The sequence below is a fragment of the Crenobacter cavernae genome (assembly GCF_003355495.1).
Classification (GTDB): Bacteria; Pseudomonadota; Gammaproteobacteria; order Burkholderiales; family Chromobacteriaceae; genus Crenobacter; species Crenobacter cavernae.
This window is the reverse complement of sequence record NZ_CP031337.1, coordinates 1,916,428-1,938,777: the sequence shown is the minus strand read 5'-3', so window position 1 is coordinate 1,938,777 and position 22,350 is coordinate 1,916,428. Positions and strand designations below refer to the sequence as shown.

Genomic DNA, 22,350 nt, shown 5'->3' with positions numbered 1-22,350 from the left:
CGGTCACTCCTGCGGGGAAGTTGGTGATGACGGCACCCAGAAATCATACTCGCTGTTCTGATGCTGCAGAAACCGGTCAACCTCGGAGTTCGGACCCGGCCGGTAGTACGTCGGCGGGTTAATGGAGCAGACTTTGAACAGCCGCGCGATGAGTGCATCCACCTTGCCCACGTTCAGCACGTATTCGGGCGATATCTTGTGCTCCTCCTGAGTCTCCTCATCTAGTATCTGTGCGACTGGGGGCGGCTCCCCGGCGCCCCACACAAGAGCTATCCCCGCCCCCTCGATGAGCATTTTGTCGGGGTAACGGATTACCTCGAAGCGGTGGAGGGCCTCGATTATTTGGTCGAAGCCGGACAGGTCCTCGTCGAGATTTATTTCCTTGAACTTGTTCCACGCATTGACGAGGGAGTGGCTGTACGGCTTCTGAGCAAGTTCACGAGGAGAAATCGCCCTGGTTAGATCCCCCTTCAGCAGCATCTCCACCGCGTGATGAAACAGGTTGCCGGCGACCGGCATCAACTGGCCTATGGAGGCGGCACGGGCAGCAATGTAGTACTGCATCCCCGTGCCAAAGAAGTGCATCTGAATTTTCGGGTCGATAGCGCACATGGCATATTCTCTCGCAAGTTCACAGGGCAATAGACGCACGAGGGGCGTAGAAGGTTCGTGCAAGCGCCTGCCACTACCCACCGGCGTGATCATGCCGCGTCTCTGACCGGACGGGATTTGCGCTGGCGCACGTCCGGTGCCGGCGCCTTCTCGACGTCGTTCGATGCCCCCTTGCGGGCCTCGATCCATGCCTCGACCTCGGCCAGATCCCAAACCACGCAACGAGACGTCAGGGCGAAGCGCTTCGGAAAATCCCCTCGCTGCTCCAGCCGGTAAATCGTCGAGTCCGACATGGGGACCATTTTGCGCAGCTCGTCGCGCCGGATGGTGCGTTTCATGTCCATTTCTTAGCCCTTCATCCTGGCGCCGGCTTCTTCCAGCGCGATCACAATCTCGGTCGTCCTGACCACGGTTTTCACTTCGTACACGTCCATCTGGCGGTAGAGCTCGCGACAGCGGTTGATGACGGCGTAGGCCGCGTCGATCTCCGCCATTGTCATGAGCTCGCCGTCGTCGAGCTTTCGTCCGAGCTCGCAAAGCGGCGTGAGGTCCAGACCCAGCGAGAAGCGACGGTCGAGTCGCTGCCAGCAGTCGATCCAGCCGGCCAGCGCCGGGCCGATCTGATACCAGTTCCTTTCGACATCGCGCATCGCTGCGACGCCACTCATCTCGCTGACTTCACCTTGGCGCATCTCATCGAACATCCAGTCGATCGGAGCGAACACCTGGTGCACCTCGGCCAACGTCGGCCGGTTCGGGCCGGTGTAGCGGCGCCGCGGGGGCATGGCCGGCTTTGTGCGCGCGGCGCTGCGGCGTTGGGTGCGGTTCATGCGGCAATCCTTTCTCGCTTCGGCACCGCGGAGAGAGCCACCACGATGCGGTCCCACAGCTGCTTGCCGGTCTCGTCGCACTGGTCGCGGCTGGCGCCAAGCCATGTCTGGAATATGCGCAGCAGCTCGAAAGTCTCATCCGTCGCGGCAGCGGCTTGCTGGCTGTCAATTGGCTTTTCCGCCAATGCGAAGTCATCTGCGGCGGCTGTCCAAATCTCCTTGATCGTCGACCAGGTGACGGGGACTTGCTGTACGTACCGCACTTCGCCGCCGCACACCTCGCAGTCGTCCTGCGGCTCGTCGAAATCGCAAGCGCTGCAGGTCTGCTCAATCTCTTCACAGAACACGCCAGACAGCAGGGTCTTGGCGCCGATCTCAGCGGTCAGGCGCCGGGGCAGAATGGCGTAGCCAGCCGGCACCGCGACGGTCAGCGCCTCGGCGATCGCGTCGATCACCCAGTCGTGCGGCTGGAACGGTTCGGCGTAATAGCTCTGCGGCTTCAGGGCCGCGTGTTTGCGCGCCAGTTCAAGCGCGAGTTGCTTTTTGTCAGTCATGACATGCCTCATCGGGATCGCGCATACCGGCCATCACGGCCGCCGCGTAGCGGCTATGGCCATCCTCCAGGTAGGCGCGGTACAGGTCATAGTCGCGGCGTCCGTCATTCCAGCCGTGCATGTAGTACGGCTGGTCGCGGTGTTCTTCGACGGGTTGCTGGCCGGCGTGGGCGTGTTTGTGGCCGAGGTCGTAGAAGTCGGTCATGCGGTGACGCCTTTCGTGATGGTCTCCACCCGGGCCATGCCCAGCAGCTGGCGCGCGTCGTCGCGCACCCACGGGCCGACGGCGTAGCCGTGGCGCTCGGGGTCGAGGCAATCGGTGATGAAGCGGTGGCGGGCGGCCTGCTCGCGGGCGGTTTCATGCAGCAGCGCGCGCAGCGTGATCAGGTATTGGGCCTGTGAGATCGCGTCCTTCAGTGCATGGTGTGCGACCGGCGCGGTGTCGCGGTAGCTGGGGGAGTCTTGGCCGAGCCGTGCGAGCGCGTCGCGGTAGCCGTCCTCGAGGCTGCGGTGGTCGCGTTCCTGCCAGTAGCGCCACGGCCGGGGCATGCCGAAGTGGTCATAGTGGTAGGTCATGATCGCGCAGTCGAACGACGCGGCACGGGCGACAACGATCACCTCGTTCGGGTCGCGGCCGGCGGTGATACCGTCGATGGCTTCGTGCAGGCTCATCAGTGCGGGGCGCAGCGGGGTGTCGCCGCCCTCGATCTCAGCACGGGCCTCGGCGGGTTGTTTGGCCCACCATTCGAGTGTCGCCTGATCGGCCTTGCCGACCTGCAGCGCGCTCTCGCGCTCGATACGGGAGTAGCAGGTAGCAACCGGCTCGGCCGGGGCGTCCAGCTCGAACGCGGCCATGCCGATGGTGGCGATCGCGGCACGCGGCACCTGTTGGCCGAGCGTTTCCAGGTCGATTGAGATCAGCAGCGTGTTGTCGGTAATCATCAGAAGTGCCCCCACTTGATGCTCTCGGCGATGTAGTCGCCCAGCCAGATCAGGCCGAAGAAAGCGGCGGTTGCCAGCGTGCCGCGAACGAAGCCGCGGCCAACGTCGGCGAGGCCGATCAGGATGGCTTGCTTCACTGCGTGGTCTCCTTGCTCTCTTGCTGGCGGGCCTGATAGTCAGCCTCCAGTTGCGCTTCGGCTACGTCGTTGTAATAGGCGGTGATCTCCATCTCGAAGCCGTCGCCGCCGTACAAGGTGATGATGTGCATCCAGAACGGCTGACCGTTGCTGCCGATGCTGCGTTTCGGCTCGGCAGTTACCTGCTCGACGCCAAAGAAATTCATTCCCCTCATGCGCAGGCGGTTGTCGATACCTGCGGCTTGCTCGGCTTCGGCGGCGGTCGCCAGCTGGTCGAGCGCTTTCACGTTGTTGCTCATGGCCGGCTCGGCTTGATCGAACAGCTCGCCGTTCTCTACCTGGTTCAGCACGGCTTGGGCGGCTTTAACCAGGGTGGTGGTGGTTTGGGTAGCGGTGCGCATGGCTTACTCCGGGATGTCGTCAGGGTTGATGTCAGTCACGATCAGGTCGTCCAGGCTGTCGACGCCAACCCAGCTGCCATCGCCGAAGGTCACGGTGATGGAGCCGAAGCACGCCAGATCGGTCGGATCCGCATAACCGCACATCACATGCGGGAGGTGGTACTTGCGCCAGTTTTTGATGATGACGAACTTCATGTCAGCCTCGCTTCACCGCGACGAACACCGGCTCGCCGTTGCGGAAGTACGGCGCCTTGATGATCCAGCCGGTGGCGCGCAGATCGCGCACGGCCTCGTCGGTCATGTGGATAAGTTCGATTGCCATGGTGTTCTCCTGGTGAAGGGCAAGGCCCACTGGGCAGCCGCCCAAGAGCGGCTATCCGGTGAGCCCGGCGCAAGCCGGGCGTAGGGCTAGAAAGAGGTCGGCCGAGCGACGGCGCGCGTCAGGTACATCAGGCCGGAGCGGAAAGAGCCATCGGCATAGCGAACCCAGTACATCGGGTGATCGGCCTCGCGTGCATCTGGCTCGGCCGGGGCTTGTTCGGCAAGAGCGCGGACACGGTCAATCAGGTCGCGCATTTCTTCGCCCTTGGCCTTGATCTCGTTCATCAGGTCGATCTCTTCCTGATTGAGCTCGCGGTAGCCCTTGATCTGGCGGTGCTGGTTGTCCATGCTCACGCCTCCCCGAACAGCACCGGCACGGACGTCTTGTTCTGCACCTGCTCCAGCAGATCCCGCGCGGCGTCTTCCAGTGCTTTCTCGGGGCGCTGCAGCTCGTACCAGAAGGTCAAGCCGCCTTCGTTGGTGATGCGGTAGCGCAGCTTGGCTTCGATCTGGTAGGCGCTGCCGTTGAAGAACGGGGCGATGCCGATCGCGAAGGATTCGAACGCTTCCAGCTTGCCCTTGGTGGCGTCGTCGCCCTCTTCCACGTACTCGAGCTGCACCGCGCCGTTCTGCAGGCGCTGGCCGCTGCGGAACTTCACTTTCTTGGTCTCTTCGAGGTTCAGCGCGAACTCGAGCAGCTTGGCCGGCTGCGGGTAACGCGTGCCGTCCGGCGCGACGATTTCCGGCAGGTGGTATTCCAGGAACTCGCCGAATTCCTGCTGGCTGAACTTGGTGCGGTTCTTGCCGAGCCACGCCTTCCATTCCGGCGTCTGGCGCGGAATGAATGCGGCACGGTGATCGCGCCAGGCGGCGTAATTGATGTCGGCCTCGGCGCCGGGGCTGTGCTCGTTGAGCACCGCCACGAACTTGATGCGACCAGATTCGAAGTCGGCATCGGCGTAGATGCGCGACTCGGTCGCCTTGTGGTCGTTGACGTAGGCGATGAAGCTGTCAGCATCGTGCAGGCTTGTGAGGCCGGTCTTGCGGGTCGGCTGCGGCAGCAGGTGGCCGAGCTCTTCAAGGCGGTAGTTTTCCGGTACCACCACGAACGGGGTGTCGCCGATGGTATGAGCGCCTTTGCCGGCCGAGAGGATGGCGGCGAGGGTTTCGGCGACGTTGTACTGTTGGTCGATCACGATTGATGTCCTTTCTAGGGTTGCGAGGCGACGGGGGTTAAACGACCTTCTTCAGCGGTGTGGCTTCGCCGGCGCTGGAGGTCGGTACGGACTTGAGTTCGAGGGTTTTCTGACGCGGGTCGGACAGCTGCAGCGAGCCTTCAGGCGTGCCAAACATGATGGTTTCGCCGCGCGGCAGCTCCGGCTTCTTCAGCGTCAGCTTGTCGCTGACGACCATGGTGCCGGTGCCCTTGGAGGCGGGTTTGACGGTGAGTTCGATCACGAGCTTGCCGGGCTTGCCGGTTTCGTCGACGACCTTCACCAGCTCGGCCATGGCGATGGTGGCGTCGTCGATCAGCTCGCCGTGGCGAACGTCGCGGAGTACATCGGAAATGAGTCGAGTCATGGTTGCTTCTCCCTTTGCTCCACTAAAAGTAGTGGCACAAATGTATTGTCTACATAAAGTAGAACAAAGGTCAACAACTAAAAGTAGAATTCTCGGCGATCGCCGCTTTTGCTATGGTCGTTTCAATCGAAACGCATGGGAGATGTGGCGAATGAAGCGGTGCATTGCAGATAGGATTGGAGGGGCTTCACGCGGGATAGTCGGCGTATTGGCACTGGCCGCGGCCGGGGCGGTGCAAGCCTTCACCCCCGTGCCGGACATTAAACCGGTGTTGCAGATCAAGCAGATCGTCGGCCAGACAGAGGCGGCCGTCGCCAAGATGCTTGGCAAGGCGGCGTCGTGCGAGCAGAGCAAGTACGGGCGGCGCTGCGAGTATCGGAAGTCTCCCGCGCGCTACGAGGTGGTTTTCATCAAGGGGAAGGCGGACTGGATCACCGTCGAGGATCCGCGCATAGACAATGCGCTGACGGCGCCAGTATGGATTGGCTTGCCAGCCAAACCTGTGGATGTCGGCACGAGTGAGGTATTGCGTTGGAACGGGCTTGGCGGGTTGCTTGAGGTGAGCGCGTACAAGGGGTCGGGAGGTAGGCCGAGCTATCTCTACATCAAGTCGGTGACACGCTGATGGAGGAGCCCTTATTTGTCGACCAGGAAATCGATGCCGATATCAGCCAGCGGCTTGGCGACGCTCTGCCGGCTGTCGAGGTACTGGCTTTCGTGGTCCGACTCTATCGGCCGATGAGGGAGCGTGACCGTGCCCCGGTGATTGGCTATATGCGCTGTCATGTCGATCTTGCCCAGTATCCCGATGAGGTCTTGTACGAGTGGATAAAGGTGCACCGTGTCGGCTGGTATCGCGAGGTGTCCGGATTCGAGCGTTTTCTTGCCAATCTTGAGATGGTGCCGACAGCGCGCAGAGAGGAGGTCCGAGGGTTGGCCTACAAGATTGCCGGCGGAACGGGGCGCAAGCCCATGCATCAGCGGGTCATTGATGAGCTCATGCAGTTCTTCCCCGCCGACCTTGGCGATCCCGGCTTCGATCCGGCGTTGGCTCACCAGGCCGTCTGGCGGCGCAAGCAGCAAGAGGCCGAGGAGTACGACAGACTATATGAGTAGCGCCCAGCAAAAAGCCCGCAACAGCGGGCTTTTTCGTATCTGAGAGGTTTGCACTTAAATCATGCCGCCGGCCAGCGCCATGATCTCGCCGATCACCTTGAGGTGTTCCATTTCGTCCGGGCCGACGTCGATATCGGGGTAGCGCGCCTTGTCCTGGTTGTCCGATCTCAGCGTCACCCCGCCATCGGCGCGCTTGAGCACGCGTTTTACGTAGAGCTCGTCACGCAGAGCCAGTGCAAACACCCGGCCATGCTTAAACGTTGTTCGGCAGTAGTCCACCACCAGGCTGTCACCATCGAGAATGCGCGGCTCCATGCTGTTGCCGCTTGCCACCATGGTGGCGGCGCATTCCGGGTCGATGTGCAGACGACTCGCCCATGCCTTGCGAAATGCTTGCCGCTGCCCCTTTTCTTCTACGCACCACACGATCTGCCCATTCCCTGCTGCCAGCTTGATCTCGAGCGCCGGCAGGAAGACGTACTGCTCGGGGTCGAGTTCTTCTTCGTGGTCCCATGCCGCGATTGGACGCAGCCCCGATTTAACGTTTGATTCTGGCGCTGCCTTGCTGCCGTCGCCGTACTCCAGTTCGGCGGGGCTTACTTTTAGTAGCTCGGCAAGGCGACGCAACTTTTCGTCGCGCGGCTTCGCAGCCCCAAGGGAGTAGCGGCGGGCCATCTCATAGGTGATCCCGAGATGGTTCTTGATGTCAGTCACGCTAACCCCTTGGCGCGCCATGGCGTTTTTCAGGTTTTCAGCGAACTGCTGATGCTTTATTTCTACCATAGGTAGAAGGCTATCCACTTCTACTCTCCCCGTCGATTCTATTTATAGTAGTTGACACAACACTACTTAAAGTAGATATTCCGTTCATGGAATCGAAAACCCCAATCGACAAAGCCATCGAGCTGCTAGGCGGCGTGTCCGCTACTGCCCGTCTATTCGGCGTTACGCCGTGGGCGGTTTCCAAGTGGCGTCAACGTGTTCCGGCGGAACGCTGTATCGACATCGAAAAAGCCACCAAGGGCGCCGTGCGCTGCGAAGAACTTCGGCCCGATGTCGATTGGGCCTTTCTGCGCTCAACCCGGCGTCGTCCATAAGGTTTGCCCGCCAGCCCCATTTCTCAGTTGCCTCCGATCACGGGGTCTGGCTTCACCAGGCGGTTGCAGCCGCCTGCTTTTTACAACCTATGCCGGAAGCCTAAGTGCTTTGGGAGTTTGAGTCATGCGAAATACGTCGCAAAAAACTTTGATCGGCCTGTTGCGTGAGGCGGTCAACGAATGGCGCCGCAACGAGCGCTGGAGCCGCGAGACGGTGGTCGACGAGATCGTGCGCGTGCATCACGCGCGCGGCTACGACCGGCTGACCGGCATCGATTTCAACCCGCCGAGCCATGACGCCTTCGCGCGAATGAAGGCGAACGCCGACAAGCTGTTCCGCTGGCTCGACGACGACAGCAAAGACAGCAACCTGTTGCCGGCGAACTTTATCCCGTCGGTGCTGGCGGCGCTACCGCTCGACCTGCGCTGCCGTTTCCTGATCGACCTGCTCGATCCGGTCGGCCTGACCGTGTCGGTGCTCGAATGCCACCCCGGCCCGGCCGGCATGCTCTCCGCGCACCTGTCGCTGCTGAAAGAGGCCGGCGAAGCCAATGTCGCGATGGGCGAGGTGGTGGGCGAGATGAACCGTGATCGCCTGCTTGCCGCGCGCAAGGAAATCGACGAGTCGGTGCTCGCTCACCAGGCGGCACGGCAAGCCATCGATGCCGCGCTGTCGACGGTGAAGGGATAGCGCCATGGTGCGCGATCGCTTCGACTGGGGGAACGTGCGGCGGCGCTGCCAGCGTTTTCGCTTTGCACACGACAAGCGCGCCGAGGGCCGGGCGATTCTGGCCGAGTTGAAGCGGATGTTGGCCGAAGCGGCAGGAAAACCGCGTGAGCGCCTGTAATCGCTGCCGTCATTCCGTGCTGCGCCTCTCGCCGGGCAGCAATGGGCTGCTCGAGCTGATCTGCGAGCAGCACGGGGGATTGGCAAATGACACCTGCGCGGCATTTTCCCCGCGCACCGCGCCCTTGCAAGACCCGCGGGGCGAGAGCTACGGCGAGGCGCACCGCGCCCGCTGCGAGGCGCGAAGCGTGTGCCGGATGCTGTTGAACGGGCGCAAAGACGAATACCTGGCCGGCGTGCGGCGAATACGCGGCGCCGATGCGGCCAAGACGCTGGAAGAGGCGGCTCGGGGAGAGTGGCGACGCCGGCGTGAATGGATGACGCCCGATGAATTGGAGTGGTGTCGTTATGTGGGTAAGGGGAGATAGGTTTTATGCTTGACCAGGTGCACCGTCAGTTTCAGTCGATGGGCATGCCGCAGCTGCCGGCGAGCGGCATCAGGCTGAACACGCCAGGCTGGGTGCGTTACGGCCCCGGCAAAAAGGCGTTTTACAAGGTACGCGAATACGTCTCGCCGAAGACCGGCCGCGCGTATTACCACGGGACCTTCGGCCATAAGGGGGAAGGTCCGTGGACGATCGAATCGGACTGGTCCGACCTCGATCCAGCCGAGCGGCAGCGGGCCGAAGAGCAGCGCCGTCGCGAAGAGGAACGTGCGGAAGCCAAGCGCCGCGAACGGGCGCATCTGGCCGCGAACCGCGCGAAGGGCCGTTGGCAGGCCGCAATCCGCGATGGCGTGTCGCCCTACCTTGAGCGCAAGGGGATCACCGCCCCTGAGAGCGTGCGCTTTTTCGACGACGGCACCTTGCTGATTCCGCTGCTGCACTACGGCGAAGAGCCGGCGCGGGTGGTGGGTGACCAGCGCATTGATCCGGCCGGCGAGAAGCGCTTCCCGAGTGGCTTCGACAAGATCGGGGCGGCGTGCCGGCTGGGTGATATGCCGGTCGACGGCGAGCCGATCGGGATTGGCGAGGGGTACGCGACCTGCATGTCGGGGCGCATGGCGCTGGACCGCAAGGTGCCGGTGTTCATGGCGCTGGACAGCGGCAACCTGCTGCATGTGGCGCGGATTGTGCGCGGTCGTTGGCCGAACAGCCCGATCGTCTTCCTCGCCGATGACGATTGTTTGCCGACGGCCAGGGGCGAGGACAACCACGCGGGGCGGCTGGCAGCCGAACACGCCGCCGTTCAGGTTGGCTTGTCCAAGGTGGTGCTGCCGGTATTCGGCGTGCCGCGTCGCGAGACTCGCGACGATGAACGCCTGCCGAAACTGACCGACTTCAACGACCTGCATGTGGCCGAGGGGCTGGATGCGGTCCGCGCCCAGCTGGCGCCGCTGTTCGGCCTGGCCGAAGAGATGCCATCGGCCGAGTCTTCCCCTGCCCCCCTTCAGGATGCCGCTGACGCGGATTGTGCGGCGGGCGCTGATGCGCCAGAAACGCCGGCCGGCCCGACCGCCGAAGAAAAGCTACTCCGCCGCTTGCTGTCGCACTGCGCTTTCGTGCACGGCCAGAACAAGGTGTGGGACAGCCTGAACCAGCAGCTGATGCCGTTGGGGGCATTCAAGAACACCTATCCGTCCGTGGCCAAGGAATGGCTGACCCATGCGAAGCGTCGGACGATCCACAAGGAAAACCTGCCGAGCGTGAAGCGCGGCAAGCCGGTGGAAGCGGCCACCGTGGAATCGGTGAACACGCTACTGGAACACTTCGTGCTGATCTATGGCACCGAAACGGTGTGGGACGGCCTTCACCTGCAGATCGTGAAAATCAGCAGCCTGCGCCTGGCATGGGGCGAGGACGTGGTGAAGCAATGGCTGGAACACCCGAAGCGCCGGATGATTCTGCAGGACGGCTTGGTGTTCGACCCGACCCAGTCGAGCGACCCGGAAACCACGGTGAACCTGTATAACGGCTTCCAGCTGGTTCCACAGAACGGCGAGGGGCTGGAAGACAAGATTCTGGATCACCTTTCGATCTTGTGCGATCACGATGCCGAACTGATGCAATGGCTGCTCAAGTGGATTGCCTACCCGCTGCAGCACCCTGGCGCGAAAATGGCTACGGCAGTGGTGATGCATGGCCCGGAAGGGACAGGTAAGTCGATCTTCTGGGAAAAGGTGGTGAAGGGGATCTACGGCGAGTATGGCATTACCGTTGGGCAGCAGCAGATCGAGAGCCAGTTTACCGGCTGGAAGAGCCGCAAGCTGTTCGCGCTGTTCGAAGAGGTGCTGGCGCGCATTGAGAAGTACCAGTTGAAGGGTACCATCAAGCACCTGGTGACGGGTGAGACGCATAGCATCAACGAGAAGATGCTGCCGGAGCGCTTCGAGGCCAACCACCTGAACGCGGTGTTCCTGTCAAACGAGCTGCAGCCGCTCGCACTCGACTTGGGCGACCGTCGCTTTTGCGTGGTATGGGCGAGCAGGGTCTTGCCGCCGGAATATTTTGCCGAGCTGGGGCGGGCCATTGATCTAGGCGCGGTGGAGGCGTTCTACCACTACCTGCTGACGCTCGATCTGACCGGCTTCGGGCCGCATGCCAAGCCGCCGGTCAACAAGGCCAAGCAGCGGCTGATCAATATCGGCTTGCCGCCGTCCGAATTGTTCTGGATGGATTGGTCCGCCGGTGAGCTGGATGTACCGTTCGTATCGGTGCCGACCGAAGAACTCTATGAGGTGTTCAAGCTTTGGTGCAACCGCCGCGGCGAGAAGCATATCCCGTCGATGATCAAGTTCATCGAGGCCTTGGCGCTAAAGAGCCCGCACGGCAAGGGGCGGGAGTGGTGCTCGATCATCAGTTCCCGCAAGCAGTTCACGCTGTTGAAGGTCGATCTGCCCGAAGAGGGGCACAAGAAGGAATTCTGGTACGGCCATCAGGTTGTCCGGTTCCGCGAAGGCGCGAAACTGTATCGCGAGGCGATCTCGCAGCCTTGATGGTGCAGCGTTTGGTTCGGGGTTGGTGCAGGGTTTGGTGCAGGGTGTAAGCCCCGTCGTTGTTGGATTGTGCAGGGTGTGCAGGGTTGTCGCGCTAACTATGTGCGCGCGTGAAAATCCGTGGCGGTGGGCGTGTATAGATTTTTTTCGCTTCTGGCTGAAATCTAAAAATAACCCTGCATACCCTGCACCAAGTGCACAAAGCTAATAACGACGCGGAAAATCTTGGTGCAGGGTTTGGTGCATGGTCGAGGAAACCATGAACCAAGACAATTCAGCGTGGTAAATTGGGTTTCTTAAATACGGAGGCCGACGATGTCAAAGAAGCAACCCACAAGGTCGTATGCGCAAAAGGTCAATCATGCTGCGGCCAGCGATCTGCCAAAACTGATGAACAAGCTGTTTGGCGAGGGGCAGTGGTTCTTCGATGAGTCAGAAGGACTGCATATCGCAAAAGACCCTCAGCATTCCGGACCTGGCTTTGGATTTGTCGCCGTTCGTCTGGATGGAACGTGGTTCAAGGGTGTTCGGCCAGACGGGGTTTTGCAGTAAAATGTCGGCATAAAAGGCGCGGCAAAGACTGCGCCAAGGGCATGGAGGCATTGTGATGAGGTGGATCATGATGCTGAACCAAATCGACCGACTGCTGCACGGCTGGGCAGAGTGGCGGATCAAGTCGGCCAGCCATGGGCTCGGTTACAAGATGAGCTCGCTGAACATGGCGATGGCAGGCAAGGTGCAAGGGGGTGGCTCGCTGGATATGGCGTTGCCGCCGGATGTAGACCCCGACGCCGAATACACCTTGCTCGATTCGGCGGTGCTGCAATTGCCGAAGGTGCACCAGCTGGTGGTGAACGAGTGGTACTGCCAGCCGGGAACCAATCAGCAGAAGGCCCGAGCGCTTGGGGTGAAGGTAGACACGCTGAAGAAGTATCTCGGCGATGCGCAAGTCAGTGTGGCGCGCGTGTATGACGAATCGAGGGAAGGAAGGAAAAGGGGCTTGCAAACGTGCGGTAACTTTTGCTAGAGTTCTGCTAAATTTGGCGTAACTGCGTCAGACATAAACCCGAGGCTAATCCCCTCGGGTTTTTTGCTTTCTCCCCCGCGGGCTTTTCTCCCTTGGCCCGCCGCGCCGCCTTCGGGCGGCGCACCCATTTCTGGAGGTGACGATGGCCGACGGTTTCAAGATCACGGTGCGCAACAAGCTCGACCAGGTCGAGCGGATGCTGTCCGATCTGGAAAAGCGCCAGCTGCCATTCGCCATGGCGCGCGCGCTGACCCTTACCGCGCAAGACGTGAAGCGGGCAGAGATTGCCGAAATGCAGCGCGCCTTCGACCGCCCGACGAAGTACACCTTGAACTCGCTGTATGTGAAACCGGCGACCAAGCGCGACCTGCGTGCGTGGGTCTGGCTGAAGTACGACGCCGGCAAGGGAACGCCCGCCGACAAATACCTAGCCGCTGAAATCCAGGGGGGCGGGCGGAAGACCAAGCGCTTCGAGCGTGCCTTACAACAGGCCGGTGTGATGCCTCGCGGCATGTTCGCCGTGCCGGGGTCGGCGGCGCAGAAGGATGCCTACGGCAACATGAGCCGCGGGCAGATCGTGCAAATCCTGTCGTACCTGCGCGCGTTCGGCGAACAGGGCTACAAGGCCAACATGACCGATCGACGCCGCGGCAGCCTCGCCAAGGGAAACGCTAAGAAGGGTGTGCGGGGCTTCCAGTATTTCGTGCTGCGCGAGCGGCATGGGAAGTTGCCGCCGGGCATCTACAAGAAGACCGCCTATTCCGGCGCTGATGCGGCGAGGGTCGCCCACCTTCAAGGGGGCGGCGCCAAGCCGGTGGTGATCTTCGTGAAGTCGCCGGGCTACAGCCGCCGCTTCAAGTTCTTCGAGGTGGCAGGTCGCACGGTACGCGAGCGGTTCACGGCGAACTTCGACCAGGCCCTGGCCGATGCCCTCGCCTCGGCCCGGGGGTGAGCGGGTCCTCCCCAGGGTCTCCAGCCAAGGGTAATTCGATCCTCGATCGCTATCTAGTCACGAGGTTTTTCCTAGGGGGTTATATGTCTGCAAGCCTTTCCAGACAAGGCTATCAGGCTGAGTTCGGCCAGCTGGTCGGTATCAGCCAGCCGGCAGTCAGCGACCTGATTTCCAGGGGCATTCTGGCCCAAGGGGCCTACCTGTCCGACTGGCTGCTATCGTACTGCGCGCATATCCGCGAGCAGGCCGCCGGCCGCGCGTCCAGCGGTGACCTCGACCTTGTCCAGGAGCGTGCGCGACTGGCGAAAGAGCAGGCCGACAAGGTTGCCATGCTCAACGCCCGCCTGCGGCGCGAGCTGGCGCCGGTGTGGGTACTGGAAATCGCGCTGGCCGGTGTGGCGCGGCAGGTGGCCGGCGTGCTTGAGGCGATCCCGGTCAACCTCAAGCGTAATTCGGACACGATCAGCACCAAGGATCTGGACTTCATCACACGGGAAATCATCACAGCGCGCAATCTGGCTGCGTCGGTGGAATTCAACTGGGACGAACTCGATGGACAGGAGCGAGATTCTGAGGGCCATTCAGCGGGGCCTGACCCCGATGGGGGCGCCTGATCCGCTGACGCTGTCGGAATGGGCCGAGAAGCACTTCTACCTGTCGGCGGAATCGTCATACGTGGAACAGAAATGGGAGGCCTACCCGTTCCAGGTGGCGCTGATGAACGCCATCAGCAACGACGAAATTCGCGAGGTCGACTTCATCAAGTCCGCCCGCGTGGGTTACACCAAGATGATCCTGGCGGCGATGGGTTACTTCGCCGAACACAAGCGCCGCAACCAGGCGATCTGGCAGCCGACCGACGACGACAGCGACGACTTCGTCAAAACCGAGCTCGAGCCGATGCTGCGCGACGTGACCATCATGCGGTCAGTTTTTCCGCAGTACTTGGCGCGGCACAAGAGCAATACGCTCAAGCAGAAAAAGTTCGTCGACAGCATCCTGTTCACCAAAGGCGGTAAGGCCGCCAAGAACTACCGCCGCATCTCGATCGACACCGGCTTCCTCGACGAGGCCGACGCATTCGACCGCGACGTCGAAAAAGAAGGCGACCCGTTCACCCTAGCGAAGAAGCGCACCGAGGGCGCGACTTTCCCCAAGATGGTGATCGGCACCACCCCCAAGCTGAAGGGGTTTTCCAACATCGAAGACCGGGTGGCGCTGGCCGCCATCCGGCTGAAGTTTCACATCCGCTGCCCGCACTGCAACGAGTGGATCCCGCTGCAGTGGGGCGGCAAGGACAAGCGTTACGGCTTCAAGTGGGTGGACAACAACCCGGAAACGGTCGCGCACGTGTGCAGCGAATGCGGCGCGCTGTTTACCCAGGCCGATTACCTCACCGTGTGGCGCACCAACCGCTGGATTGGCGAATGTGGCAACTGGACCGAAGACGGCCTGTGCTTCTTCGGTCCGGTGGGCAATCCTGTCGAGACGCCCGAACACGTCGCCTTCCATGTCTGGACCGCGTACAGTCCGCAAGCCAGCTGGGCAGGCATCGTGCGCGAATTCATGGCGGCGGCGGAAAAGGCCAAGACCGGCGACAACTCCAAGCTCAAGACCTTCGTCAACACCACGCTGGGCGAGACCTGGGAAGAGGACGTCGAAAAGACCGACTCGCAGGCGCTGGCATCGCGGGCCGAAAACTACCCGCTGCGCACCGTGCCGATGGGCGGCCTGGTGCTAGTCGCCGGTGTCGACGTGCAGCACGACCGCTTCGAAGTGGTCGTGTGGGCGGTCGGGCGTGGCGAGGAAACCTGGGCGGTGGACTACATGCAGATCCACGCCAACCCGGCCGACGAAACCGAGTGGGACAAGCTCGACAGCTACCTGCAGACTGGCTTCCGTCACGTCAGCGGCAACGTGCTGAACATCGAGGCGTCCGCGGTGGACACCGGCGGCCACTTCACCCACCAGGCGTACAACTTCTGCCGCCAGCGCGTGCGCCGCAAGATCTACGCGGTCAAGGGCGACTCGCAACAGGGCAAGCCGATCAAGGGGCGCAGCTCGGCACAAGACGTCAACTGGCGCGGCAAGGTGGTCAAACGTGGCGTCAAGCTGTGGCTGGTCGGCACGGATACCGCAAAGGACCTGCTACACGGCCGCCTGCAGATCGCCGACGCCGGCCCCGGCGCGATGCACTTCAGCCGCGACTTGCCGGACGGGTTCTACGAGCAGCTGACAGCCGAATACCGCGTGCTGGCCAAGACGCAGAGCGGCGACCAGTACCGCTGGGTCAAACCCAACGGCAAGCGCAACGAGGCGCTGGACTGCACCATCTACGCCATGTTTGCCGCGCAGATGCTGGACCTGCACCGCTACACCGACAAGATGTGGGAAAAACTGGAGGCGGTCGTCCAGCCCCCGAACCACGACCTGTTCGCCGCGCCGCCGCCGACCACCCCGGCGGCCCCGCCGGACCAACCCGAAACCCACCCCGCCGAGCGCGGGGATTTTCATGCCCCGCAGAAGCCGCGCGTCCAGCCCCGACGCGGTGGCTTTACCAACCGGTGGTGATGACCAGGAGAAACCGCCATGCCCGTACCGTCAGCAGATCTGACCCATGCCCGCGACTGTTTGGCGGCCGTTCGTGCCGCCCAGAAGGCCTACCTCGCCGGCGGCAACGCGGTGGTCAAGGAGTACCGCATCAAGGACCGCGTCATGACCTACCGCGACAGCGCCGACCTGCTGCAGCAAGTGAGCTTCTGGCAGCGTGAAGTGGCCCGACTGGAGGCAGCTGAAGGCTTCCGGCCGAACCAGCGCGTGAGGGTGAGCTTCTGATGAACTGGATAAAACGACTCTTCGGCAGCAAGCCCACGCCGCCGCCCGAAGTGCACAAGCGCGGCTTTTCGGCTGCGCAGGCCTCGCGCCTGACCGCCAGCTGGTCGGCCTCGCCGACCACGGTCAACCAGGACCTGCAGCGCGGCCTCAAGGCACTGCGGGCGCGCTCGCGCGATCTGGCGCGCAACAATGACTACGCCCGTAGCTTCGTCCGCATGGCGGTGCGCAACATCGTCGGCCCGGAAGGCTTCGGCCTGCAGGTCCAGGCGCCCAGGCCCGACGGCACGATCGACGAACAGGACAGTAACTATATCGAGGCCGCGTTCTGGCGCTGGGCCAAGCGCGGCAGCTGCGAAGTCACCGGCCAGCACAGCTTCCTGACGCTGTGTCGCGTGCTGGTGGAAACGCTGGCACGCGACGGCGAGGTGCTGATCCGCCGCGTCAAGGGCCGCGGCCCGTTTGGCTACCAGCTGCAGCTGATCGATCCGAGCCTGCTGGACGAAGCGCTCAACAGCCAACTGTCCGAGCAGAAGCGCATCGTGATGGGCGTCGAGGTCGATGAGTGGGGCGCGGCGCAGGCCTATCACCTGCGCCAGCCCTCCAGCTACGGCCCCCTGCACAAGCGCATCCCAGCCGACGAAATCTGGCATGTATTCCTGCCGCTGGAAATCGGCCAGCAGCGCGGCGTGCCGTGGATGACCACCGGCATGCTACGGCTGAACATGCTTGCCGGCTACGAGGAAGCCGCCGTCACCGCCGCCCGTGTCGGCGCGGCCAAGATGGGTTTCTTTACCCAGAGTGAAGACGCGCCGGACGGGCACGGCATCGGTACGGCGGACACGGCCGGCAACCTGATCACCGACGCCGAGCCCGGCACCTTCGAGGCGCTGCCGGCCGGTTGGGACTTCAAGAGCTTCGACCCGGACTACCCGCACGCGCTGTACGGCCAGTTCGTCAAAAGCTGCCTGCGAGGTATCTCGGCCGGGCTGGGGGTGTCGTACAACGGCCTCGCCAGTGACCTGGAAGGCGTCAACTACTCCAGCATCCGCGCCGGCCTGCTCGAGGAGCGCGACGAATGGATGGCGCTGCAGAGCTGGTTGATCGACGCGGTGCTGTCGCCGCTCTACAGCGAATGGCTGCCGCTGGCGATGCTGTCCGGGCAACTCAACCTGCCGATGGCCAAGCTGGCCAAGTTCGACAACGCCCGCTGGCAGGGCCGTCGCTGGGCCTGGGTGGATCCCCTCAAGGACATGCAGGCTTCCGTGCTGGCCATCGAAAACGGCCTGTCGACGTGGACCGACGTGCTGACCGGCATGGGTGTCGACCCGCAGGATTTCCGCCGCCGCTTCGAGCGCGACCTGGACGAATGGGGACCACTACTGGCCAGGATTAAACAGATGAACACGCCCGCGAAAGCGGGCGTTTCCGCATCAGGGGGGAACGATGCCAAGGACGAATAAGGCGTACCGGAACTTTGAGGTGCGCGCCGAGCAGCTGGACACCGACGCCCGCACCATCGAGCTGTCGTTTTCCAGCGAAGAGCCGTACGAGCGCTGGTGGGGGATCGAGATTCTCGATCATTCGACCGATGCCGTGCGCTTGGGGCGGCTGGGCAACCGCGCCCCGCTGCTGATGGATCACAACACCCGCGACCAGGTCGGCGTTGTGGAAAACGTCCGGTTAGTCGACGGCGTCGGCCGCGCCACGGTGCGCTTCGGCAAGAGCGAGCGTGCCGAAGAGATCTGGCAGGACGTACAGGACGGCATCCGGGGCAAGGTGTCGGTCGGCTACCAGATCCACGGTTATCAGCTCGAGAGCAAGAAAGACGACACGGAAACCTATCGCATCACCGACTGGGAACCGTATGAAATCTCCATCGTGTCTGTCCCTGCCGACGACACGGTGGGAGTCGGCCGCTCGGCTGACGACTTTGCCCCGGCCGCGCCGCCCGCGCCCGAGTCGGAAGCAGACAGGACCGCCGCCCCCGCAAGCAACGAACCTCAATCCATCGTGGAGACCCGCACAATGACCGTGCAAGTGAACGAATCCGACATCCTCGCCGCCGAGCGCAGCCGTATCGCCGAAATCAACGCCATCGCCACCCAGTTCGGCATGGCCGATGCCGGAGCCCGCGCGGTTGCCGCCGGTACTTCCGTCAACGAATTCCGCGCCGGCGTGCTGGACGACCTGTCCAAGCGCCAAGGCTCGGGCGTGGTGCGCGCCGACGAAGACCCGTCGGTAGGCCTGACCAACCAGGAAGCCGAACGCTTTTCCTTCCGTCGCCTGATCGCCGGTCTTGCCGACCCGACCATGGCATCCGAGGCCGCGTTCGAAATGGAAGCGTGCCGCGCCGCAGCGGCCAAGCGCAGCCAGATCGCTAAGGGCAAGGGCGCCGCCGCCACCATCCCGCATGAAGTGGTGATGCGCCAGCTGATGCGCCCCATGCTCAAGCGCGACCTGGTAGTCGGTACCCCGACCGCCGGTGGCAACCTCGTTGCCACCGAGCTGGAAACCGGCAGCTTCATCGACCTGCTGGTCAATCGTATGGCGTTGACCAATATGGGCATCACCCGCTTGACCGGCCTGAGCGGCAACGTCGCCATCCCGCGCCAGACCGGTGGCGTGGCCTGCTACTGGGTGGCCGAAAACGGTGCGCCGACCGAATCGGCCGCGTCGTTCGACCAGGTCGCGCTGACCCCGAAAACCATCGCCGCGTTCACCGAGGTGTCGCGCCTGCTGCTGACGCAGAGCTCGCTCGACATCGAGGCCTTCATCCAGATGGATATCCAGCGCTCGATGGCGCTGGGCCTCGACTTGGCCGGCATCAACGGCAGCGGCGCCGCCAACCAGCCGCGCGGCATCCTGAACACCGCCGGCATCGGCGCGGTCATCGGCGGTACCAACGGCGCCGCGCCGACCTGGGACCATCTGGTGGACCTGGAAAGCGCAGTGGCCAGCGTCAACGCCGACGCCGGCGCCATGCGCTACCTCACCAACACCAAGGTGCGCGGCAAGTTGAAGAAAACCCAGCAATTCTCCGGCACCAATGGCACCAGCGTGTGGGACGCGCTGGGCAGCCAGATCGAGGTCTCCAACCAGGTGCCGAGCAACCTGACCAAGGGCACCGCCAACGGCGTGTGCTCGGGCATCGTCTACGGCAACTTTGCTGACCTGATCATGGGCCTGTGGGGCGGCCTGGACATCTTGGTGGATCCGTACAGCAACAGCACCACCGGCGCGGTGCGCGTCACCGCCTTCCAGAGCGCGGACTTCAGCGTACGCCACGCCGAGTCGTTCGCCGCCATGGTCGACGCCCTGACCGCCTGATCCGCAGCCCTCGGCCAACCCTGACAGCCCGCTTTCGAAGCGGGCTGTCTGCTTTTGGGAGTCACCCCATGAAGATTCGTCTCTTACGCGCCTTGATGATCAACGGCGAAGCGCACCCGGAAGGCTCCGACGTGGATCTGCCGGAAGAGCTCGCGGACAAGATGGTCGGCGCCGGCTGGGCGGAATCCGCGCCAGCCAAGGCCAAGAAAACGCCGGCCAAGCCTGCCGACGGCACCGCTCCCGCCGATGACAGCGGCGAGCCCCCTGCCGACCCCGCCACCGATCCTGACGCCGGTGTCGCCTGATGTTCACCGAGGACCTGACCCCGTTCTTCGCCGACTTTGGTGAGACGGTCAGCCTCGGAGTCGGCCCGCTCAAGGCCATCTTCGACAACGGCCACCAGGCGGCCAGCCTCTTGGGCGTCGAGTTCGAAAGCCGGAACCCGGTGCTGTACGTCAAGACCGCCGATCTCCCGGCCGACGCCCACGACATGCCCGTCACCGTGCGCGGTGTCGAGTACGAGGTGATCAACGTCGAGCCGGACGGCTCCGGGCTGACCGTGCTGCAACTGCGGAGGCTGCGATGACGCACCAGCTCACCGACGTGCGCGCCGCGCTGATCGCGCTGCTGCGTGGTCGCACCGCCGCAGGCGTGCGCGTTTACGGCACGCGCTTCTACCCGCTGCACGACGCGCGCCTGCCCTGCGTGCTGGTCTACACCGATGGCCGCCGCTCGGAGAAGGTCAACGAAGCGCCACTCACCGTGCGGCACAACGCGGACATCTTCACCGAGATCTGTGTCGCCGCCTGTGACGCCGCCGACGAGCAGGCCGAGACCCTGTTGCGGCAGGTCGAGCAGCTGGTCTACGCCAGCCCCACGCTCGACGGCGAGCTGGCCGACGACCTGTTGCCGGCCGATCTCGCGACCGAGGTCTTCGGCGCCGGCGAGCGGCAAATCGCCGTGTATCGCCAGAGCTGGCGCGGCGTCTGGTACGAGAGCCCGAGCGACTACGTCGGCCGGGCCGATCTCAACAGCGAGGCCACCTCCCCGCAAGAGATCAGCGCGGCCGATACCCGTTGGGACCTCGCACCGAAAGACGGTCGCATCGACGCTACCGACCACATCCCACTCAACCCGGAGCCAACCCCATGACCACCGTCGTCCTCAAGCCCGCCTCGCCGGGCTTGCGGGTCCTCGACCCCGTGACGCTGTCGCCCTTGCCGGACGACGGCGTCGAAGTCGAACTCAACAGCCACTGGCAGCGCCGCCTCAATGACGGCGACGTGGTGATCGCCGAACAGGCCGAACCCGCCAAGAAAGGGGCCGCGAAATGACCATCGGCTTCAACAACATCCCCAAGAACCTGCGCACGCCGGGCAGCTACACCGAGTTCGACAACAGCAACGCGGTGAGAGGCCTGGCGCAGATGCCGTATCGCACGCTGCTGATCGGCCAGAAGCTCGCCGCCGGCACGGTGGCGGCCAACGTGCCCACGCCGGTGACCAATGCCGCCCAGGTGGCGGCGCTGGCCGGCGCCGGCTCACAGCTCGACGCCATGGCGAAGAAGTGGTTTGCCAACAACGACACGGCCGAAACCTGGCTGATCGCGCTCAACGATGACGGCGCGGCCGTGGCGGCCACCGCCACGATCACCATTACCGGCACCGCTACAGCGGCCGGCACGCTGTCGCTGTATATCGGCGGCCAACTGGTGCGCGTGGCCGTGGCGCTGAACGACACGGCCAGCGCGATCGCCACCAAGGCCGCGGCGGCAATCAATGCCGCGACCGGCCTGACGGTGACCGCTGGCGCCGTCGGCGCGGTCGTAACGCTGACGGCCCGCAACAAGGGCCTCGTCGGCAACGACTGCGACGTGCGTGTCAACTACCGCGCCACCGAAGAGGCGCTGCCGGCCGGCGTCACCGTGGTAATCGTCCCGTTCGCCAACGGCACGGCCAACCCGGTGCTGACCAGTGCGCTCGCGGCGCTCGGCGACATCCAGTACCACGTGATCCTGATGCCGTACACCGATGCGGCCAGCCTCGCCGCGCTGGAAACCGAGCTCGCCGATCGTTGGGGCCCGCTGCGCCAGATCGAGGGTATGGTGTTCGTCGCCGCGGCCGGCACGCACGCAGCGATCAACACGATCGGCAACAGCCGCAACAGCCCGTTCCTCTGCCTTGCCGGTGCGCCGAAGTTTCCAAACCAGCCGATGGAAGTCGCGGCGGCGGTCGCGGCCAACGTGGCGTTCTACGCCGCGATCGACCCGGCGCGGCCGTTCACCACGCTAGTGCTCAAGGACATCCTGGCGCCGGCCGAGAAGGACCGCCTGACGCGCGCCGAACGCAACCTGCACCTGTTCGACGGCGTGTCGACACTGATGGTCGACGCCGGCGGCAACGTCGTGATCGAGCGCCTGATCACCACCTACCAGGTCAACGCGTTCGGCGGCGAGGACCCCAGCTACCTCAACATCAACATCCCGTTGACGCTGGGTTTCCTGCGCTACGACTGGCGCAGCTACATCACGCGCAAGTACCCGCGCCACAAAGTGGGCGACGACGGCAACAAGTTCGGCGCCGGTCAGCCGATCCTGACGCCGCTCGGCCTCAAGGCCGAAGCCGTCGCTCGCTTCCAAGTGTGGCAGGACGCGGCGCTGGTGGAAAACCTCGAGCAGTTCCGCGACGACACCTTCGCGGAACGCAACAGCGCCGACCCGGACCGCCTCGACATCCTGATGGTGCCGGACCTCGTCAACCAGCTGATGGTGATCGCCAACAAGGTGATGTTCATCCGCTAACCGCGCCGCCCGGCCACCGCGCCGGGCGAGGCACTG

The 22,350-nt window shown here is 63.5% G+C and carries 34 protein-coding genes; 20 read left to right on the top strand and 14 right to left on the bottom strand.

Annotated features, from left to right (window positions below; genetic code table 11):
- Window positions 1-3: 3 nt before the first annotated feature.
- The 13 genes from DWG20_RS09430 to DWG20_RS09380 form a co-directional block, all read right to left on the bottom strand.
- Entirely contained in the window at window positions 4-612 is a 609-nt protein-coding gene (locus DWG20_RS09430) for a hypothetical protein (protein ID WP_115433579.1), read from the bottom strand.
- An 89-nt stretch (window positions 613-701) separates the two neighbouring features.
- On the bottom strand, window positions 702-950 hold the full coding sequence (locus tag DWG20_RS09425; protein WP_115434778.1) for a helix-turn-helix transcriptional regulator: 249 nt from the start codon (window positions 948-950) through the stop codon (window positions 702-704).
- 9 nt (window positions 951-959) lie between these two features.
- Window positions 960-1,442: a hypothetical protein gene (locus tag DWG20_RS09420; protein WP_115433578.1), complete on the bottom strand. Its 483-nt coding sequence runs from the start codon at window positions 1,440-1,442 to the stop codon at window positions 960-962.
- Window positions 1,439-1,996, bottom strand: coding sequence for a hypothetical protein (locus DWG20_RS09415; protein ID WP_115433577.1), 558 nt, complete (start codon window positions 1,994-1,996; stop codon window positions 1,439-1,441). The genes DWG20_RS09420 and DWG20_RS09415 overlap by 4 nt, the downstream gene beginning before the upstream one ends.
- Window positions 1,989-2,201 carry a hypothetical protein gene (locus DWG20_RS09410; protein WP_115433576.1) on the bottom strand — a complete coding sequence of 71 codons (213 nt, stop codon included), beginning with the start codon at window positions 2,199-2,201 and terminating at the stop codon, window positions 1,989-1,991. Before DWG20_RS09410 ends, DWG20_RS09415 begins: the two co-directional genes overlap by 8 nt.
- Window positions 2,198-2,938, bottom strand: a complete 741-nt coding sequence (locus DWG20_RS09405; RefSeq protein ID WP_115433575.1) for a 3'-5' exonuclease — start codon at window positions 2,936-2,938, stop codon at window positions 2,198-2,200. The genes DWG20_RS09410 and DWG20_RS09405 overlap by 4 nt, the downstream gene beginning before the upstream one ends.
- Window positions 2,938-3,075 (bottom strand): hypothetical protein, encoded by a 138-nt coding sequence (locus DWG20_RS16125; protein WP_181880887.1) that lies wholly within the window; start codon window positions 3,073-3,075, stop codon window positions 2,938-2,940. Before DWG20_RS16125 ends, DWG20_RS09405 begins: the two co-directional genes overlap by 1 nt.
- Window positions 3,072-3,476 (bottom strand): hypothetical protein, encoded by a 405-nt coding sequence (locus DWG20_RS09400; RefSeq protein WP_115433574.1) that lies wholly within the window; start codon window positions 3,474-3,476, stop codon window positions 3,072-3,074. Before DWG20_RS09400 ends, DWG20_RS16125 begins: the two co-directional genes overlap by 4 nt.
- A 3-nt stretch (window positions 3,477-3,479) precedes the next feature.
- Window positions 3,480-3,671: a hypothetical protein gene (locus DWG20_RS09395; RefSeq protein WP_115433573.1), complete on the bottom strand. Its 192-nt coding sequence runs from the start codon at window positions 3,669-3,671 to the stop codon at window positions 3,480-3,482.
- A gap of 1 nt (window position 3,672) precedes the next feature.
- The gene (locus tag DWG20_RS16575) at window positions 3,673-3,798 is read right to left on the bottom strand and encodes a hypothetical protein (protein WP_281269906.1); all 126 of its coding nucleotides are present in this window, start codon (window positions 3,796-3,798) and stop codon (window positions 3,673-3,675) included.
- 86 nt (window positions 3,799-3,884) lie between these two features.
- On the bottom strand, window positions 3,885-4,145 hold the full coding sequence (locus tag DWG20_RS09390; protein WP_115433572.1) for an Acb2/Tad1 domain-containing protein: 261 nt from the start codon (window positions 4,143-4,145) through the stop codon (window positions 3,885-3,887).
- Between the two features lie 2 nt (window positions 4,146-4,147).
- On the bottom strand, window positions 4,148-4,993 hold the full coding sequence (locus DWG20_RS09385) for a DUF2303 family protein (RefSeq protein ID WP_181880886.1): 846 nt from the start codon (window positions 4,991-4,993) through the stop codon (window positions 4,148-4,150).
- A 37-nt stretch (window positions 4,994-5,030) separates the two neighbouring features.
- Window positions 5,031-5,378, bottom strand: coding sequence for a hypothetical protein (locus tag DWG20_RS09380; protein ID WP_115433570.1), 348 nt, complete (start codon window positions 5,376-5,378; stop codon window positions 5,031-5,033).
- 208 nt (window positions 5,379-5,586) lie between these two features.
- Between DWG20_RS09380 and DWG20_RS09375 the strand changes: the two genes are divergently transcribed.
- Together DWG20_RS09375 and DWG20_RS09370 are read left to right on the top strand one after the other, a co-directional pair.
- On the top strand, window positions 5,587-6,003 hold the full coding sequence (locus DWG20_RS09375; RefSeq protein ID WP_147289945.1) for a hypothetical protein: 417 nt from the start codon (window positions 5,587-5,589) through the stop codon (window positions 6,001-6,003).
- Window positions 6,003-6,494 (top strand): hypothetical protein, encoded by a 492-nt coding sequence (locus DWG20_RS09370; protein WP_115433568.1) that lies wholly within the window; start codon window positions 6,003-6,005, stop codon window positions 6,492-6,494. The genes DWG20_RS09375 and DWG20_RS09370 overlap by 1 nt, the downstream gene beginning before the upstream one ends.
- A 54-nt stretch (window positions 6,495-6,548) precedes the next feature.
- On the opposite strand, the gene DWG20_RS09365 is transcribed toward DWG20_RS09370, so the two are convergent.
- Window positions 6,549-7,277: an XRE family transcriptional regulator gene (locus DWG20_RS09365; protein ID WP_115433567.1), complete on the bottom strand. Its 729-nt coding sequence runs from the start codon at window positions 7,275-7,277 to the stop codon at window positions 6,549-6,551.
- Between the two features lie 86 nt (window positions 7,278-7,363).
- Between DWG20_RS09365 and DWG20_RS09360 the strand changes: the two genes are divergently transcribed.
- The 18 genes from DWG20_RS09360 (at window position 7,364) to DWG20_RS09290 (ending at window position 22,314) form a co-directional block, all read left to right on the top strand.
- Window positions 7,364-7,591, top strand: coding sequence for a transcriptional regulator (locus tag DWG20_RS09360; RefSeq protein ID WP_115433566.1), 228 nt, complete (start codon window positions 7,364-7,366; stop codon window positions 7,589-7,591).
- Window positions 7,592-7,715: 124 nt separating this feature from the next.
- Complete coding sequence (locus DWG20_RS09355) at window positions 7,716-8,282, top strand: toxin YdaT family protein (protein WP_115433565.1); 567 nt, start codon at window positions 7,716-7,718, stop codon at window positions 8,280-8,282.
- 4 nt (window positions 8,283-8,286) lie between these two features.
- Window positions 8,287-8,439, top strand: a complete 153-nt coding sequence (locus DWG20_RS16120) for a hypothetical protein (protein WP_181880885.1) — start codon at window positions 8,287-8,289, stop codon at window positions 8,437-8,439.
- Window positions 8,426-8,806 (top strand): DUF7696 family protein, encoded by a 381-nt coding sequence (locus DWG20_RS15955; RefSeq protein ID WP_147289944.1) that lies wholly within the window; start codon window positions 8,426-8,428, stop codon window positions 8,804-8,806. The genes DWG20_RS16120 and DWG20_RS15955 overlap by 14 nt, the downstream gene beginning before the upstream one ends.
- A 5-nt stretch (window positions 8,807-8,811) precedes the next feature.
- Complete coding sequence (locus DWG20_RS09350) at window positions 8,812-11,373, top strand: DUF5906 domain-containing protein (RefSeq protein ID WP_115433564.1); 2,562 nt, start codon at window positions 8,812-8,814, stop codon at window positions 11,371-11,373.
- A gap of 315 nt (window positions 11,374-11,688) precedes the next feature.
- Window positions 11,689-11,925, top strand: coding sequence for a hypothetical protein (locus DWG20_RS15950; protein WP_147289943.1), 237 nt, complete (start codon window positions 11,689-11,691; stop codon window positions 11,923-11,925).
- Window positions 11,926-11,992: 67 nt separating this feature from the next.
- A complete protein-coding gene (locus DWG20_RS09345) occupies window positions 11,993-12,400 on the top strand; it encodes a hypothetical protein (protein ID WP_147289942.1) in 408 nt (135 codons plus the stop codon).
- A 142-nt stretch (window positions 12,401-12,542) separates the two neighbouring features.
- Complete coding sequence (locus tag DWG20_RS09340) at window positions 12,543-13,352, top strand: hypothetical protein (protein WP_220271945.1); 810 nt, start codon at window positions 12,543-12,545, stop codon at window positions 13,350-13,352.
- A gap of 83 nt (window positions 13,353-13,435) precedes the next feature.
- Window positions 13,436-13,966 carry a terminase small subunit gene (locus tag DWG20_RS09335; RefSeq protein ID WP_115433562.1) on the top strand — a complete coding sequence of 177 codons (531 nt, stop codon included), beginning with the start codon at window positions 13,436-13,438 and terminating at the stop codon, window positions 13,964-13,966.
- Entirely contained in the window at window positions 13,953-15,923 is a 1,971-nt protein-coding gene (locus DWG20_RS09330; protein ID WP_181880884.1) for a phage terminase large subunit family protein, read from the top strand. The genes DWG20_RS09335 and DWG20_RS09330 overlap by 14 nt, the downstream gene beginning before the upstream one ends.
- An 18-nt stretch (window positions 15,924-15,941) precedes the next feature.
- Window positions 15,942-16,187 (top strand): hypothetical protein, encoded by a 246-nt coding sequence (locus DWG20_RS09325; protein WP_115433560.1) that lies wholly within the window; start codon window positions 15,942-15,944, stop codon window positions 16,185-16,187.
- Window positions 16,187-17,647, top strand: coding sequence for a phage portal protein (locus DWG20_RS09320; RefSeq protein WP_115433559.1), 1,461 nt, complete (start codon window positions 16,187-16,189; stop codon window positions 17,645-17,647). Before DWG20_RS09325 ends, DWG20_RS09320 begins: the two co-directional genes overlap by 1 nt.
- A complete protein-coding gene (locus DWG20_RS09315) occupies window positions 17,631-19,514 on the top strand; it encodes a phage major capsid protein (protein ID WP_115433558.1) in 1,884 nt (627 codons plus the stop codon). Before DWG20_RS09320 ends, DWG20_RS09315 begins: the two co-directional genes overlap by 17 nt.
- Before the next feature lie 68 nt (window positions 19,515-19,582).
- Window positions 19,583-19,819: a hypothetical protein gene (locus DWG20_RS09310; RefSeq protein ID WP_147289941.1), complete on the top strand. Its 237-nt coding sequence runs from the start codon at window positions 19,583-19,585 to the stop codon at window positions 19,817-19,819.
- On the top strand, window positions 19,819-20,100 hold the full coding sequence (locus DWG20_RS09305; protein ID WP_115433556.1) for a head-tail joining protein: 282 nt from the start codon (window positions 19,819-19,821) through the stop codon (window positions 20,098-20,100). The genes DWG20_RS09310 and DWG20_RS09305 overlap by 1 nt, the downstream gene beginning before the upstream one ends.
- Window positions 20,097-20,666, top strand: coding sequence for a hypothetical protein (locus DWG20_RS09300; protein WP_115433555.1), 570 nt, complete (start codon window positions 20,097-20,099; stop codon window positions 20,664-20,666). Before DWG20_RS09305 ends, DWG20_RS09300 begins: the two co-directional genes overlap by 4 nt.
- Window positions 20,663-20,848 (top strand): DUF2635 domain-containing protein, encoded by a 186-nt coding sequence (locus DWG20_RS09295; RefSeq protein ID WP_115433554.1) that lies wholly within the window; start codon window positions 20,663-20,665, stop codon window positions 20,846-20,848. Before DWG20_RS09300 ends, DWG20_RS09295 begins: the two co-directional genes overlap by 4 nt.
- Window positions 20,845-22,314, top strand: coding sequence for a phage tail sheath subtilisin-like domain-containing protein (locus DWG20_RS09290; RefSeq protein ID WP_115433553.1), 1,470 nt, complete (start codon window positions 20,845-20,847; stop codon window positions 22,312-22,314). Before DWG20_RS09295 ends, DWG20_RS09290 begins: the two co-directional genes overlap by 4 nt.
- Window positions 22,315-22,350 lie beyond the last annotated feature (36 nt).

What these genes read in the sequence shown, in the direction of transcription:
- DWG20_RS09430 (WP_115433579.1), bottom strand. Translation starts at nt 612, where the DNA reads ATGTGCGCTATCGACCCGAAAATTCAGATGCACTTCTTTGGCACGGGG.
- DWG20_RS09425 (WP_115434778.1), bottom strand. Translation starts at nt 950, where the DNA reads ATGAAACGCACCATCCGGCGCGACGAGCTGCGCAAAATGGTCCCCATG.
- DWG20_RS09420 (WP_115433578.1), bottom strand. Translation starts at nt 1,442, where the DNA reads ATGAACCGCACCCAACGCCGCAGCGCCGCGCGCACAAAGCCGGCCATG.
- DWG20_RS09415 (WP_115433577.1), bottom strand. Translation starts at nt 1,996, where the DNA reads ATGACTGACAAAAAGCAACTCGCGCTTGAACTGGCGCGCAAACACGCG.
- DWG20_RS09410 (WP_115433576.1), bottom strand. Translation starts at nt 2,201, where the DNA reads ATGACCGACTTCTACGACCTCGGCCACAAACACGCCCACGCCGGCCAG.
- DWG20_RS09405 (WP_115433575.1), bottom strand. Translation starts at nt 2,938, where the DNA reads ATGATTACCGACAACACGCTGCTGATCTCAATCGACCTGGAAACGCTC.
- DWG20_RS09400 (WP_115433574.1), bottom strand. Translation starts at nt 3,476, where the DNA reads ATGCGCACCGCTACCCAAACCACCACCACCCTGGTTAAAGCCGCCCAA.
- DWG20_RS09395 (WP_115433573.1), bottom strand. Translation starts at nt 3,671, where the DNA reads ATGAAGTTCGTCATCATCAAAAACTGGCGCAAGTACCACCTCCCGCAT.
- DWG20_RS16575 (WP_281269906.1), bottom strand. Translation starts at nt 3,798, where the DNA reads ATGGCAATCGAACTTATCCACATGACCGACGAGGCCGTGCGCGATCTG.
- DWG20_RS09390 (WP_115433572.1), bottom strand. Translation starts at nt 4,145, where the DNA reads ATGGACAACCAGCACCGCCAGATCAAGGGCTACCGCGAGCTCAATCAG.
- DWG20_RS09380 (WP_115433570.1), bottom strand. Translation starts at nt 5,378, where the DNA reads ATGACTCGACTCATTTCCGATGTACTCCGCGACGTTCGCCACGGCGAG.
- DWG20_RS09370 (WP_115433568.1), top strand. Translation starts at nt 6,003, where the DNA reads ATGGAGGAGCCCTTATTTGTCGACCAGGAAATCGATGCCGATATCAGC.
- DWG20_RS09365 (WP_115433567.1), bottom strand. Translation starts at nt 7,277, where the DNA reads ATGGTAGAAATAAAGCATCAGCAGTTCGCTGAAAACCTGAAAAACGCC.
- DWG20_RS09360 (WP_115433566.1), top strand. Translation starts at nt 7,364, where the DNA reads ATGGAATCGAAAACCCCAATCGACAAAGCCATCGAGCTGCTAGGCGGC.
- DWG20_RS09355 (WP_115433565.1), top strand. Translation starts at nt 7,716, where the DNA reads ATGCGAAATACGTCGCAAAAAACTTTGATCGGCCTGTTGCGTGAGGCG.
- DWG20_RS16120 (WP_181880885.1), top strand. Translation starts at nt 8,287, where the DNA reads ATGGTGCGCGATCGCTTCGACTGGGGGAACGTGCGGCGGCGCTGCCAG.
- DWG20_RS09350 (WP_115433564.1), top strand. Translation starts at nt 8,812, where the DNA reads ATGCTTGACCAGGTGCACCGTCAGTTTCAGTCGATGGGCATGCCGCAG.
- DWG20_RS15950 (WP_147289943.1), top strand. Translation starts at nt 11,689, where the DNA reads ATGTCAAAGAAGCAACCCACAAGGTCGTATGCGCAAAAGGTCAATCAT.
- DWG20_RS09345 (WP_147289942.1), top strand. Translation starts at nt 11,993, where the DNA reads ATGATGCTGAACCAAATCGACCGACTGCTGCACGGCTGGGCAGAGTGG.
- DWG20_RS09340 (WP_220271945.1), top strand. Translation starts at nt 12,543, where the DNA reads ATGGCCGACGGTTTCAAGATCACGGTGCGCAACAAGCTCGACCAGGTC.
- DWG20_RS09335 (WP_115433562.1), top strand. Translation starts at nt 13,436, where the DNA reads ATGTCTGCAAGCCTTTCCAGACAAGGCTATCAGGCTGAGTTCGGCCAG.
- DWG20_RS09330 (WP_181880884.1), top strand. Translation starts at nt 13,953, where the DNA reads ATGGGGGCGCCTGATCCGCTGACGCTGTCGGAATGGGCCGAGAAGCAC.
- DWG20_RS09325 (WP_115433560.1), top strand. Translation starts at nt 15,942, where the DNA reads ATGCCCGTACCGTCAGCAGATCTGACCCATGCCCGCGACTGTTTGGCG.
- DWG20_RS09320 (WP_115433559.1), top strand. Translation starts at nt 16,187, where the DNA reads ATGAACTGGATAAAACGACTCTTCGGCAGCAAGCCCACGCCGCCGCCC.
- DWG20_RS09315 (WP_115433558.1), top strand. Translation starts at nt 17,631, where the DNA reads ATGCCAAGGACGAATAAGGCGTACCGGAACTTTGAGGTGCGCGCCGAG.
- DWG20_RS09310 (WP_147289941.1), top strand. Translation starts at nt 19,583, where the DNA reads ATGAAGATTCGTCTCTTACGCGCCTTGATGATCAACGGCGAAGCGCAC.
- DWG20_RS09305 (WP_115433556.1), top strand. Translation starts at nt 19,819, where the DNA reads ATGTTCACCGAGGACCTGACCCCGTTCTTCGCCGACTTTGGTGAGACG.
- DWG20_RS09300 (WP_115433555.1), top strand. Translation starts at nt 20,097, where the DNA reads ATGACGCACCAGCTCACCGACGTGCGCGCCGCGCTGATCGCGCTGCTG.
- DWG20_RS09295 (WP_115433554.1), top strand. Translation starts at nt 20,663, where the DNA reads ATGACCACCGTCGTCCTCAAGCCCGCCTCGCCGGGCTTGCGGGTCCTC.
- DWG20_RS09290 (WP_115433553.1), top strand. Translation starts at nt 20,845, where the DNA reads ATGACCATCGGCTTCAACAACATCCCCAAGAACCTGCGCACGCCGGGC.